The organism is Crocinitomix algicola, from assembly GCF_001661595.2.
GTDB classification, from domain to species: Bacteria; Bacteroidota; Bacteroidia; order Flavobacteriales_D; family Crocinitomicaceae; genus Crocinitomix; species Crocinitomix algicola.
In genome coordinates this window covers 1-14,048 of the sequence record NZ_LYPF02000019.1, presented here as the reverse complement: position 1 = coordinate 14,048, position 14,048 = coordinate 1, and the positions used below count along the sequence as shown (strand labels likewise).

Here is a 14,048-nt window from a genome sequence, read left to right as displayed (position 1 = left end):
ATTCAAGGGAATTAAATCATTTAAACTAAAAATCATCTAAATTCTCATTTGCCTTATAAACCTTCTCGTAATTGTTCAATTTTAGCGATACTGATAACATTAACATGGGTGCCAAAGGCTTAGAAATAGAATTAATATAAACATTATCCGTATAACGTATATTTCCTCTCCTATCCGTACCTAAGATATTTCTTCCTTGAAGTGTGACCGATAGTTTTTTATCCAAAAATGAACGCTTTACGGAAATATCTTGTGTAAAAGAATCTAAACTTTCCCCTTGTGCAGTTACAGATCCACTTCTGTATGAAGATACCAACTGGACGATAACCCCTCCTTTTAAATTAAAAGTATTTGTGATTCGCCCATTATAATTGAATGATTCGGCACTATAATCAACATCGTTTAATGCTCCGGTTAGATTAAAGAAATAAGAATTAAAACCAGCATTTATTTTCCACCATTTCGCAAAATTATAGCTCACTGCTCCTTCTAATCCATAAGATTGCGAAGTTCCAATATTAAATGGTTGTGAAATCAAAATTCCATCGTCATATACCGTTGAAATTCTATTTATTATTCCGTTGCTTTTACGGTAATATACTTCTGCACTAAAAAATCCTTTTTGCGCAAGCGGCTGAATGAAACTAAATTCAAAAGCATTAATATATTCAGGGGTTAAATTCGGGTTCCCTGTTCGTACGTTAAAAGGATCTTCCCACGTAATGAAAGGTTCAAAATAATAACTTCTCGGTCGTTCTATTCTTCTTGAATAACTCAATAATAGCTGACTTTTGTTTGCGAGATTATAGGAGAAATGAGCTGAAGGGAAAAAGTCCATTCGATTTATCGTTGCAAAATCAGTTGCGGCAGTTGAAGAAATTGTGCGATAAGTATACTCCGCTCTTAACCCAACTTGATACCCTAAACTTTTTACCTTACCGCCTAATAAAGAGTATGCAGCGTGAACATCTCGAACATATTCAACATCTGAACTGAATAACTCGTTAAAATCAAATTCACCAGTACCGGTATTGTACACATAATTTTTTCCAACATCTCCACTCATTCCAAATTGTGACTGCAATCCAGCTTCAAATTTATGACCCTTTTTGAGTGGGAGTTGATAATCTACGTTAAAGCGAGTAAAATTTGACGGACCAGTTTCAGTATATAAGTTTCCTGAACGAATGGAACCATCACTTAAATAAGACAAAGTAGTGTCTGATTGCACGACATCTCGAAAGTTTGCAATGGCTGTAAAACTGATACTGTGCTCTTTATTTCTTTTTATATTATGTTTATAAAATAAGCTGGTATTACTGCTGAACATGTCGATATAATTATGTTGTTCGTTGTAAAATTGAGAAACTAAAGAATCGTCATCATAACTCCAATAATTATAATCTGAATAGGGTTTCATTAAGTTAGATCTAAAATCTGAATTTAACACGACAACATGGCTATTATTCGGCGCCCATTGAATTCCACCGCCAGCTCCCCAACTTGACATCGCCCAATTTCGTTCACCTTCAGAATGCAAACGATTCACTAAAGTATCGTAAGTAGTAATTCGATCTGTGACATTATCATTGGGGCGGCTACGTTGATTGTAATTTGCATTAATATCAAAAGTGAATTTATTTTTTTTAATATTTAAAGCAATATCTCCGCCATAATTCCCAAAACTTCCCGCATTACCATTAACTAAAAGGCTTACCCCTTGAAGCTTACTTTTTTTAGTAATAATATTAATAATTCCGCTTGTTCCTTCTGCTTGGTAACGAGCAGATGGATTAGTGATAATTTCAATGTCTTGAATAGAGCTTGCAGGTAAAGTGGCTAATGCATCACTGGCATCTAACAATGTTGGTACCCCATCAATAAGCAGCGTAAAACTTGACGAACCTCTCAAACTAACCGTACCATCCGGGTCTACATTTATAGAAGGAACATTTTGTAAGACTTCCAAAGCAGATTGTCCTTCTGCATTTATTTGATCTTCTACATTCACTACTTTTTTATCTATTTCATAAGAAATATCTGGAACACCTCCAACAACCTCAACAACATCCATCACAAGAGGGGCAAGCGTTAAAGACTTGAACTGTTTTGTCATTTGGGATTCGTTAATCTCAATATTCTCAATAAAATGCACCTTATATCCAACAAAAGAAACTTTTAATTTATAGGTTCCCGCGGCTAAACCGGCAATCGAAAAACTTCCATTATCTTCGGTGATAGAACCAGCAACAATTTTATCTTCTGGTCCACTCAAAGCCATCACGGTTACATAGGCCATAGGATCTCCACTTACAGAATCTATGACAGTTCCAAAAATTTCACCTTCTACCCGATTTCCATTAGGTTTTTGTGCGAAAACATTAATCGTTAATAATGCAATGATGATTGATAGTGTAATTCTCATTTCCAATATTTTTGCACAAAAATAAGGTTTTTAAAAGGAAAGCTAAAGGAAGTTTTACCGAATACATGTTTGAACTTATTTGTGGTAAGAATGATGATTTAAACGGAATATAACACCGGTAAATGGGGACTTATTTCTTTATCCCCCAATGAGCAGAGCGACGGTTCCTCGATATTCATAATCATTTCCCTCACGATCTTTAAATGTGAGATGATAAACATAAATACCCTCTTCATAAAATTCATTATCCTTTTCATTATAACCATTCCAACCTTCAAACCTATCTAAAGTCTGAAAAATATTTTCTCCCCAACGGTTATAGATATTCAATTGATAAGAATCAAAATCATATCGCGATAAAACAGGCAAGAATATTGAATTTTCCCCATTTATCATAAAGGCATTTGGAATGTATACCAACGGATCGATTACGGCACAAGCTGTATTTGAGAACGACGATTCATTAAACCCAAATTCATTCTCTGTTTCAACAGCTTCAATTCGATAACAAAACTGACCTTGAGAATTGTAATATTCTGAAACATCATCGACATACGATCGCACTCCAGGTAGGGTCGTTGCGATTGGGTTAGCATCAAAAACGCCATTTTCTCCTCTAAAAATATTATAGGATTGAATATCACCATTAAAATCGGCATAAGATGACCAATCTAATGTGTGAATCATGCGTACATGATCAGTAGTGACCTTTAAAAAGGATGGTTTACCAATGTTTGAAACTTTACCTACACGACCACAAGTATCAATTAAATTAACACGGTACTGGTATTCGCCTCGCTCCGGAAAAACATTCTCGTCAAGATAATAAATGAAAGGTCCAATTGGTTCATCCTCTGTTCCAATAACTGTATAATCTGTGTCGTATGGACCTTTTACCTCAATTTCATAAAGATCTACGGCGGCAGTTTCATCCGTATAACAAATCACCTCTATTCCTACACCTAATTGATGAGTTGCGGTAGTTAAATAATGAAAAGCCGGCTGAGACGGTCGTTCGGCCAATTGACAAACTTTATTTGAAATTGAAATTGAATCGCTCACTGAAATCGCCCTAACATAATAACAGTATTCCGAATCATAATTAAGGTGAGTATGATTAAAATTTAGTGCCGCTGTCTCAATCGTGCCAATTAATTCAAAAGCTCCTCCGTTTTCGCTTGCAAATACCTCATAACGTCTCACTTCTTCAATCCAACCAATGTATGGAGACCATTCGAGTTGTATTGATTTTGCACAGAGATCATACTCTTGTTCTAAAAAAATTGTTCGGTGTGCTTCACTTCGCGCTGACGTTTGATAAGTTGGTGGATCAGTAGCCGTAAAACAAGAGTCAAATGCAGCTATTCGATAACCTTCCGAACCTAAATCCGCCTCTGTATCTACGTTAGTCCATGACGTATTTTCTCGACCCCATACGGTATCTTTTGCTATCCAAAATCCCAAATCATCTTGAATAAAAATAATATACCCATAGGTATCTAAAGCTGGGTTTACGTTCCATAATACGTCAACAAATTCTGTCTCGGGATTAACCGTCACCCAGCTAAGTTCGGGAATAATCGGATTTATAATATCCGACAAATTATCACCAATTTTATTAGAAGTAGATACACATCCGGCCTCGTTTTCAATTCTGATTTCATAGCTCAAAAAAGCATCACAAACATCGATCGTATCAATGAATAAATTCTCTCCATAAGGCACTTCTCCTCTTTTTGTCCAAGTTCCAATTGGAAACTCACGATAAATTCCATGCATAATGTCGTCACCATCGTTTGAAGGAACCGCGGTATTATTCCATTTCACTGAAATTCGGCCATCCATTAAATTAGTATACTCCATCAAAATACTCGAGAGGGTGTCCGAAGAAGCTATGGATCCACCTTCACAGCCAAACTTGGCCAATAGAAAATAATTCTTACTCACAACATCTGCTCCAGCACCAACCACTGTATAAGTATCGGTTGTAACATCAAAAATATCAGCAATAAAACCGTCTTCTAAAGAGTGTACTTCATAACGGTCAAATGAACCATCAGTATCCACACTCGGCGTCCAGCTGAGTGTTACACTACCATCATCTAATACATCAACACAATTTAAATTAGGAGGTGTTATTGGAGCCTTATTCTTAAGGGTAATTTTTATCGTTTCATAAGTTCTACCAGGTACGGAACAATAATCATCTTGAGCGTTTAAAACAAATGTGTAAACTTGTTCGTTTTGTTGCGTACCACAGGCATCCAATAAATGATCACAAGCCGTTTGCCATTCAAACCTCGTAGTTACCCCCTGCTCACCTTGAATTAAAGGAGGTGTGTCCAATGTTGCGCATGGTGTATAATCACAACCAGAACCATCATCCACCAACCCCGATCCAAAATAATTTCCCGTCGGTATAAGTGTTACCGTTTGCGGTGAACCATCTTGCAACACTTCCAAATCTTCAATCTCGATATCAAAACTAATTAAATCACCCGCGAAAAATTCAGCCTCAAAGGAAGTTCCTCCCGCAAATGGAGGTTGTATTATTGGTGGATTATTATCATATCCAACACAAGGTATTACAATTAATTGTGATTCTCTATTAATTGTTGCAATCAACACCCCATTCCTGTAGCAATCAATCCTCTGAGCAAATCCAAAATTTCCTACCGTATTCGATTTAAAAGTGATTTGACCCGATGTTGGATCCATGGAAGCCGGAATATTATCGGGATTAAAACTTTCATCCGGCGTTGGATTACTGTGCGAATAACCTGGTGTAAACGGAACAGGTGAGGGATTCGTTGGAGGATTAAAATCTCCTGATGGGAAATAATCAAGTGGAATACCCCAAGAAAAAACTAAAGAGTCATTATCTGGATCAAACGCATTAGAATTGAATTGAAAATCGCTGCCTTCACAGAGTAAAACGTAAGGATCTTGAGCAAACGCAGGAGAAGAATCTAAGCAATCATCGTCCACGTTGTACATGATAGACGACAATGTTAGCCCGTAGGCATAAGGATCTGCAATATTATCCAAGTCAACATTTCGTGAAAAGGAATCATAAGTAAACGCCCAACCTTCTGCAGGTGGTGAACCTGCTAAAGTGATTGGATTAGAGCGGTAAACAAATTTTTCGACTGCCCCCGGCCCTGATCCTCCACCTGCACCAACGCCACAATCCAATTCGGCTGGCCCGCCAAACACAGGTGTACATGAAGGACTTAAGTCGGTTTGAGAGATAAAGTTCACGGTGATGTCAGAAACCACATCATGACGCCAGACTCTGAGGTTTAGGCTAGGATCAATAATATCTAACCCATTGCAATCCCTGTATATGACAAGAGTAAATTCATAATCATTCCCTCCAAGAGCACGCCACGTTATTTCTCCTCCCATTAAATGCTCCGCATTCGCCATCTTGCTCCAAAGGAGTACACTAAAAAATATGAATATAAAACGTAGCTTCATGTACAGTGATAACGTCAAAAAAGTCCTTTTATTGAATACGTTTAACAGGCTTTTAAGTTGCCTTTTTACCAACTGAATTCTTTGATTTAACAGGGTTTTAACAGTTCGGTTCCAAGAAAATTAGGTTTACACTTTTTTCATTAGTAACCTAGTCAATCAATTTCATGGATTTATTCAACACCATAATCAACCAAGGTATAGGTAATTTCCGGTCCTTTTTGAATATCCAAAGTGTCTGCGTTATCAATTTCGAGCACTTTGTATACGGATTTAATTATTCCGATATTTTTGGCATAAACATCATACTGTCGACGGTAATCAATAAAAGATGAAAAATTTTCCTTTTCAACTATAACGGTCGAGTCAAATTCAACTGCATCAAGTTGATAGGGTTCATATATTTCGTCATAATAATATTCAAGTCGATCTAAATTATTAAGAGCATTTCCATCCCAAGAACGTTCGTAAGCGATAGCAAATATGAGCTTAATCATTCTTTTATTTTCCTCCAGTACTTCCCCGGTTGTTTTGGTCCTTTTTTGGGTCCAAATATCCTTAATTTCCCAAGCTAACGTATCCGATTCCCTCCAATAACGTCTAATTTTTTGAATTGTATCTCCTTCGCCATCCACCAAGTTTTCAGCAATTACCTCTTTTATTTGATAGCGACTTGTATCGTGTTGAGGATCCAATGCGACGTCGTGAAAAATATCAACCACATCATACACACGAAAATGACCTTCATGAACAGGAAAAAACTCATAGCCATAATAGATTGATTTAGGTTCATCTTTTTTACAAGCTATTAACCCAAATGCAATAATGAATATGACAGAAAATAATTTCATTCAATTTAAATACGTGTACTAACCTTCAAAGGTTTACTAAGTCATTTTTTTTGATTGAACGTAATAAAGTCCAACGAATAATATTCCAAATAAAATACTCAGTACGATTAGTATAGTTGCCAATCCAATTCCCGAAAACAGAAACGTCCAATAGAAAATAGAAATCAAGGTGTAGATGATGTATAAATGAAAGCCTATTTTTCTCATTTGTAACATCAATAAAACTGCAATTAATCCGATTAAAATTGACAATCCTTCCAAACTAAGCATTAAAGAAAAATTCTCTTGTTGAACTTTTGTAATTTGCATTGCATCTTCAATCATTCCACGACTTGCTTCTAACGTTTCGGGAGTTTGACCTTCAAGCAAAGTAATTTTTTGTTGTTTAATTTGTTCATCTGTAGGTCGACCATTGGACAAACTCATGGACAAACTAAATGCTTGATACGCCAAAGAAATAAAGGACATAACACATAAAGCAATTAGAATATTCGATTTTTTTTCTTGCATGATTTAAAGACTTTTAACGAAGTTAATTGATTTTTCAATTTCTGGTTGCATAAATTTATCATTCTCAACAAAAGGAACATTTTCTCGGTATCTAACTAGCATTTTTTCGATTACCGGACTTGATTTAAGCGGTCTTCTAAAGCTGATGGCTTGGGCAGCATTAAACAGTTCAATACCCAGAACTTTCTCAAGGTTTTCGATAATTTTAAATGCCTTAGTCGCTGCATTTGCTCCCATACTTACATGATCTTCTTGTCCGTTGGATGATTCAATTGAATCGACAGAAGCTGGAGTTGCTAGTTGCTTGTTTTGACTTACAACAGAGGCAGCAGCATATTGTGGTATCATAAATCCAGAGTTTAAACCAGGATTTGCAACTAAAAACGCCGGTAAACCTCTTTTCCCACCGATTAATTGATAGGTTCTTCTTTCCGAAATATTTCCAAGTTCTGCTAAAGCTATTCCCAGTAAATCCAATGCAATCGCTAAAGGTTGACCGTGAAAATTTCCTGCAGAGATAATTTCATCAGTCTCTGGGAAAATAGTTGGATTATCTGTAACAGCGTTTATTTCTCTTTCAAACACTTCATTTGCATATTGAATGGCATCTTTACTTGCTCCATGGACTTGCGGTATACAACGAAACGAGTAAGGATCTTGAACATGTTTTTTCTCTTGACTAGCAATTTCACTGCCCTTTAAAAATTCACGCATATTTTTAGCCGTTTCAATTTGTCCTTTTTGATTACGAATGACATTAACATTCTCAAAAAATGGATTCGTTCGTCCGTCAAAAGCATCAACGGAAAGTGCACCAATTAAATCTGCGTTCCTGGTAAGTTTATTCGCTTTCATAAGAACCCAAATCCCATATGCACTCATGAATTGCGTTCCGTTTAACAAAGCTAAACCTTCTTTTGAACGCAAGGTTAGTGGTTCCCACCCCCTTTTATTCAACATTTCTTTAGCCGATATTCTTACACCATTATCATCTACAAACCCTTCGCCAAACAAGGGTAATGACATATGTGCTAAAGGAGCTAGATCACCTGAAGCCCCCAAAGAACCTTGTTGATAGACAACAGGAGTAATATTCTCATTATAAAAATCTAATAATCGTTTTACCGTTGCTAACTGCACGCCAGAATGTCCATAAGAAAGTCCTTGCACCTTTAGAAGAAGCATCAAGCGTACAATTTCAGTTGGTACCTCATCTCCTATTCCACAAGCATGCGAAATAACTAGGTTTTTCTGCAATTTACTAAGATCCTCACGCGGAATTACAGTATCGCAAAGTGACCCAAAACCGGTATTGATTCCATAAAAAACATCTTCGCCACTCTTTAGTTTATTATCTAAATAATCACGACACACTTGAATGCGGTTTGCTGCCGATTCAGACAATTCTACTGACGCTCCTGATGTAATAATTTCTTCAACCTTTTGGATTGATAAATGTTCGTTATTAATTTGGTGTATTGACATTTATTTAGTGCTTTAAAAATTCTTCAACTGATTTAGTAACCTGATTACCAGAGGTCATATCTTTAATCGTTACAACACCTTCTTCCATTTCTTTTGAACCGATTAAAACTACATTGGGAATACCCCGATCATTAGCATATTTCATTTGCTTTTTCATCGCCTTAGATTCTGGATAAATTTCGCATGAAATATTTTCAGCCCTTAATTTATTAGCTAACCCCATACAATACATTTGCTCTTTTTCACCGAAATTGATGAATAAGTAAGAAGTTGTACGTAATAATTCATTTGGAAATAAATCCAATTCCGACATCACATCATAAATTCGATCTGCGCCAAATGATATTCCAACTCCAGACATTCCCTTTAATCCAAATAAAGCGGTTAAATCATCGTACCGACCACCTCCGCAGATGCTCCCCATATTTACATTGTTTGCAACCACCTCAAAAATAGCCCCGGTATAATAATTTAACCCTCGTGCTAATGTCACCTCTAATTCTAACTTTGCCTTTTGAAGCCCCAAGTTGTTGATAGCGTCAAAAACGAACTCCAACTCTTCTATTCCTTTTAAACCTGTATCTGATTCAGCCAAAAAATCTTTAAGCACATTTAGTTTGTTCTCATTATCCCCTGATAACTCAAAAAGGGGATCAATCTTTTGTATCGCTTCATTACTAATGCCTCTATTCTTTAATTCTTCTATCACTCCCCCTTTGCCAATTTTATCCAGTTTATCTATAGCAACTGTGATAGGAATTAAATTCTCGCTTTCACCGCAAACCTCTGCAATACCGGATAATATTTTTCGGTTATTTATTTTTATGCTAAAATCTGGCAATCCAAGTCGCGTTAATACTTCATCAAAAATTTGTACCAATTCTACTTCAAAAATTAACGAGTCGCTACCAACCACATCAGCATCACATTGATAAAATTCGCGATACCTCCCTCTGGCAGGACGATCACCTCGCCAAACCGGTTGAATTTGATAACGTTTAAACGGAAAACTTAATTCATTTTGATTCTGAACCACAAACCTTGCGAAAGGCACTGTTAAATCATAACGTAAGGCTTTATCAGAAATTGAATTCGAGAATCGACCAATATTTCCATCTTCTAGCGCTTTTAAATCGGCTTTTTTTAACGATTCACCTTGATTCATAACTCTAAAAATCAAACGATCTCCCTCTTCTCCATACTTCCCTAGTAATGTCTCCGTCTTTTCAATGCAGGGTGTTTCAATGGGAAGAAAACCAAACTTTTGAAAAACAGTTTGAATCGTATTAAAAATGTAATTTCTCTTTACCATTGTATCTGGTAAAAAGTCTCGTGTTCCTTTTAAAATTGAAGGTTTGGTACTCATGATATATTTGAAATTAGGGCAAATTTAAACTTTTGAACTAAAAATAGATTGAAATGATAGGATAAAGATAATATTGATTCCATAGTATTACAGTTAATTTACCGTATATTTGAAGTAGTGGTTAAACAAGGTTAATTCATATCCATGGGGCATCATCATGAACATCATGCAGTTAAGAATTTGAGGCTCGCCTTTTTTCTCAATCTAGCCTTTACTGTATTTGAGATTTTTGGGGGAATATATACGAATAGTATTGCTATTTTATCCGACGCGGTGCACGACCTCGGAGATAGTTTATCATTAGGAACAGCTTGGTACTTACAAAAGAAATCTAACCGTAAGAGCGATGCTAAATTTTCTTTTGGATATCAACGTTTTTCATTACTCGGTGCATTGATTAATAGTGTAGTCTTGGTAGGAGGCTCAATTTATGTGATTTATGCCGCTGTTGAACGAATTATGTACCCAGAATCTTCGGATGCTGAAGGAATGATTTTTTTTGCAGTCGTAGGTGTTCTAGTCAATGGATATGCCGCTTGGAAATTAACCAAGGGAAAAACGATGAATGAAAAAGTTATTGGATGGCATTTAATAGAAGACGTATTGGGTTGGGCGGCAATTTTAATAGTTTCAATCATCCTATATTTTAAAGACATTCCATACTTAGATCCTATATTATCCTTATTAATTACGTTGTATATTTTATATAATGCTTTTAAACGTTTGCGAGAAACCCTCTATTTATTTTTGCAAGGAAACCCGACAGACATCAATAAACAAGAGATAGAAAAGGAACTAGTGAATCTTTTGGGTGTCCAATCAATTCACCAAACCGCAATTTGGTCCTTAGATGGTGAACATCATGTCTTTAGCACACATATTCGAATGAACAAAAATGTAACCGCTCAGGAATCATACCAAATTAAAAAGAACATTAATCAGATATTAGAACGTTATAAGTTTGAATATTACACGGTTGAAACAGAACTATCGAACGAAGATTGTTCCATGTACAAGCAATAATCACATAAGTTAAACGTCAATATCTAAGAATTGAAATTTGGTTAACTTTGCGAAAAAAATGGAGCATGGATAAGTTAAAGAATAGAATTAAATACTATCTAATCGGCCTTTCTTTAGGGGTAATCGTTGTCTATTTTATGTTTGGAAACCGTGGTTGTGCATGGTTACCAGGAAATAGAGTGAAAAATATGATTGGTGAAAAAGAAATTATTGCAGGTGATAGTATTCTTCAAGCTTTAAAGTGTTACGATCTTAATAATGACGATATTTATGCTTTATTAAAGAGTGAAGGTAATGTAGAATTTACCCTAAGTTCTACTGACACTTATCCAAAAGTCTATTACATAAAAGGTGAGAAAGAAAATGAAATGTATTGGATTAATTTTTCGCTATACGATGATAAAGATTTCAGTGAAGTGGTAGGAGTAGGAAGAGCTAATCAATCGGATTGTGATGTCAAAAATTCTAATCAGCGGAAATCTACTATCCCTCTTCCTCATAAAGATGTTATTGCCATTTTAGAATCGCAAGAATTTAGAGTTTTAAATCAAGCCCGATGCGAACAAGAATTCTATCAAATAGGTGAAGAAAATCTTCTAAACTTTCATAAAACGGCAACAATTGAGATTGATCAATCGGCACCTCGTTTAAGTCCAAACCCTTTTTACTTTTTAGCTGGTGAAATAAACGACGAACATTATCGAATTAAATATATTGTTGGTGAAAACAGAACCCGAATTGCTCGCATAATCGGTAAAGAAAAATCAGACTGTTCTTTAGAATTAAATGAATAATAAATGGGGATTTTTAGTCGTATATTCGGAGGTAAGCGCAAGTCGAAAGTAAAAGAATTACTAGAAAAAGGAGCAATCATAATTGATGTCAGAAATCCCGGAGAGTTTCAAAGAGGACATATCAAAGGATCAAAAAACATTCCTTTACAAGAAATAAAATCCGCGATGGGCAAAATCAAAGAATTAGAAAAGCCAATTATCGTTTGTTGCGCAAGCGGGGTTAGAAGTGCCCAAGCTAAAACCATACTTCTAAGAGCGGGGTTAGAAGTAGAAAATGGAGGTGGTTGGCGCTCGCTAAAATAGGAAGGCAATTGAATGAAAAAGATTATTAATTTTAAACTTACCCCTATCCGACTGATAAAATTGGGAATTAGTATTAGTTTAATCGCAACTTACTGTAAACACGAGGAATTATTTTTGGTTCTGGTTGGTATCTTTCTTATTATTCATACTATTTTTAGCAAGCAATGCGATGAGCAAAGCTGCTAAGAATCCAAAAACATGAATCAAGATCGAGAAACAATTGATAGTGATGAAATTACCCTATCAAATGCAGATATAAATTACCGGAACGGGTACTCTTTTACACCTGGATTAAGAATAACAATGAGTGTTTTAGCATTGTTTTCAGTATTAGCAATAGCTTCAGGTGGCAATGGATACATAATTGGTCCACCCTTACTACTTTTAGCTTCGTACATCGTTACTTCGACTTATGGTACTCAAATTTCATTAAAGAATAAATACATAAAACCATACACTTCCTCATTTGGAATAAAAAAGGGAAAATGGATATCAACTATACTCATGCCTGACATCACTGTTTTAAAAATGGGTAAATCAGTAGTATTGAAACACACATTCGGTGCAGCTGACCTTCATTTAGACAATGAAATTTTTGAAGTTTATCTACTTTCTAAAAACCACCGAAAAAAAATTCTATTGTTCGAAACAAAGTCTTACAATGAAGCTTACCTAGTTGCAAATGAACTAGCAGAGAAAATGAACAAAAATCTTAATAAATTCAATCCGGTTATTTCAGCTGCAACCCGGTCAAAAAGATATAACCGACATTAGAACAATCGTTTAATTTCTACTATTAATTCTTCCATACGTTCAGCATTAATACTTGCTGCTGAAAAAGTAATATCAGCATTAGAATAACAAGGTTTTCTTTCCTCTAATTTTTCTTGAATAAAAGAGTTTAATTCCCTCTCATTGGCTTTAAACGCAGAAATTAGTGGACGCGTATTTTTCGCATTCATTAACCGATTAGTCAAAATTTTTGAAGACATTTCCAAATAAATTGATACGCCCATTTCCTTTATTATCAATTGATTATTATTGAAACAAGGTGTCCCTCCCCCTAAAGCCACAACCGTTGATTTACCAGAAAAATTATTTAACCACTCCGTTTCTAATTGCCTGAAATAGTTCTCGCCATTTTCTTCAAAAATTTCGGCAATTGTCTTTTGAGTTTGCTTTTCAATCTCCTTATCGCTGTCGATAAATATCCACCCTAATTTACGCGCCAATTTTTTACCAAACGTAGATTTACCCGCGCCCATAAAACCATACAGGAATATATTATTTGCCATAAATCAAAGATAATGGAAAGAAGAATCAAAAGATTTATTTCTTAAACTTAAAAAAGAAGAATCAGTATTTTTTTGAAATTCATGTATTTAACATAAATAAGCTGTAATCTTTATTCTTTTACAAGAAGAAAACTTTAATTTTTTTTAAAGATAACCTTGTCAAATAAAATAAACCCTGTATATTTGCACCCGCAATGACGCAGATCTGGTAGCTCAGTTGGTAGAGCATCTCCCTTTTAAGGAGAGGGTCCTGGGTTCGAGCCCCAGCCAGATCACCAAACAGAAGTTCAATTATGGACTTCTGTTTTTTTTTTGCACAATAGTCAATAATAACGTCGGGGCGAGAAGTAGCATCGGATCAAGCACAAAAGTTGGGGATTAGGCATAAATTTTAGTTAATCTGAATAAAAAGAAAGCAACATTTTTTACTCCTCTAAATTGTGCCCTGAATGCTTTAATTTTAGCATTGAAGCTTTCAGCAGCGGCATTTGTGCTTCTATGTTCAAAATAGTTTAAAAT

12 protein-coding genes and 1 tRNA gene are annotated in these 14,048 nt (G+C 35.5%); 5 read left to right on the top strand and 8 right to left on the bottom strand.

All coding sequences use genetic code 11. The annotated features are described in order from the left end of the window. Positions 1-25 precede the first annotated feature (25 nt). The 6 genes from A8143_RS12390 to hisS form a co-directional block, all read right to left on the bottom strand. A complete protein-coding gene (locus tag A8143_RS12390; RefSeq protein WP_070138232.1) occupies positions 26-2,425 on the bottom strand; it encodes a TonB-dependent receptor domain-containing protein in 2,400 nt (799 codons plus the stop codon). 138 nt (positions 2,426-2,563) lie between these two features. Further along, the gene (locus A8143_RS12385) at positions 2,564-5,905 is read right to left on the bottom strand and encodes a T9SS type B sorting domain-containing protein (RefSeq protein ID WP_083261371.1); all 3,342 of its coding nucleotides are present in this window, start codon (positions 5,903-5,905) and stop codon (positions 2,564-2,566) included. A 170-nt stretch (positions 5,906-6,075) separates the two neighbouring features. After that, positions 6,076-6,753 carry a hypothetical protein gene (locus tag A8143_RS12380; protein WP_070138230.1) on the bottom strand — a complete coding sequence of 226 codons (678 nt, stop codon included), beginning with the start codon at positions 6,751-6,753 and terminating at the stop codon, positions 6,076-6,078. 36 nt (positions 6,754-6,789) lie between these two features. Then, positions 6,790-7,263 (bottom strand): hypothetical protein, encoded by a 474-nt coding sequence (locus A8143_RS12375; protein ID WP_070138229.1) that lies wholly within the window; start codon positions 7,261-7,263, stop codon positions 6,790-6,792. Between the two features lie 3 nt (positions 7,264-7,266). Next, on the bottom strand, positions 7,267-8,748 hold the full coding sequence (gene hutH, locus A8143_RS12370) for a histidine ammonia-lyase (protein ID WP_070138228.1): 1,482 nt from the start codon (positions 8,746-8,748) through the stop codon (positions 7,267-7,269). A 4-nt stretch (positions 8,749-8,752) separates the two neighbouring features. Beyond that, complete coding sequence (gene hisS, locus A8143_RS12365) at positions 8,753-10,114, bottom strand: histidine--tRNA ligase (protein WP_070138227.1); 1,362 nt, start codon at positions 10,112-10,114, stop codon at positions 8,753-8,755. Positions 10,115-10,258: 144 nt separating this feature from the next. Here hisS and A8143_RS12360 point away from each other — a divergent pair, with 144 nt between their 5' ends. From A8143_RS12360 to A8143_RS12345, 4 genes are all read left to right on the top strand, one after another. After that, a complete protein-coding gene (locus A8143_RS12360) occupies positions 10,259-11,137 on the top strand; it encodes a cation diffusion facilitator family transporter (protein ID WP_070138226.1) in 879 nt (292 codons plus the stop codon). Between the two features lie 65 nt (positions 11,138-11,202). Then, entirely contained in the window at positions 11,203-11,931 is a 729-nt protein-coding gene (locus A8143_RS12355) for a hypothetical protein (RefSeq protein ID WP_070138225.1), read from the top strand. A 3-nt stretch (positions 11,932-11,934) separates the two neighbouring features. Beyond that, positions 11,935-12,234: a rhodanese-like domain-containing protein gene (locus tag A8143_RS12350; RefSeq protein ID WP_070138224.1), complete on the top strand. Its 300-nt coding sequence runs from the start codon at positions 11,935-11,937 to the stop codon at positions 12,232-12,234. A 198-nt stretch (positions 12,235-12,432) separates the two neighbouring features. Continuing rightward, entirely contained in the window at positions 12,433-13,008 is a 576-nt protein-coding gene (locus A8143_RS12345; RefSeq protein ID WP_070138223.1) for a hypothetical protein, read from the top strand. Here A8143_RS12345 and A8143_RS12340 read toward each other — a convergent pair. Next, complete coding sequence (locus A8143_RS12340; protein ID WP_070138222.1) at positions 13,005-13,529, bottom strand: shikimate kinase; 525 nt, start codon at positions 13,527-13,529, stop codon at positions 13,005-13,007. The genes A8143_RS12345 and A8143_RS12340 overlap by 4 nt on opposite strands. A gap of 202 nt (positions 13,530-13,731) precedes the next feature. Here A8143_RS12340 and A8143_RS12335 point away from each other — a divergent pair. Next, a tRNA-Lys gene (locus A8143_RS12335) sits at positions 13,732-13,807 on the top strand. Between the two features lie 100 nt (positions 13,808-13,907). On the opposite strand, the gene A8143_RS12330 is transcribed toward A8143_RS12335, so the two are convergent. Beyond that, positions 13,908-14,048 (bottom strand): transposase, encoded by a 141-nt coding sequence (locus A8143_RS12330; protein ID WP_245676510.1) that lies wholly within the window; start codon positions 14,046-14,048, stop codon positions 13,908-13,910.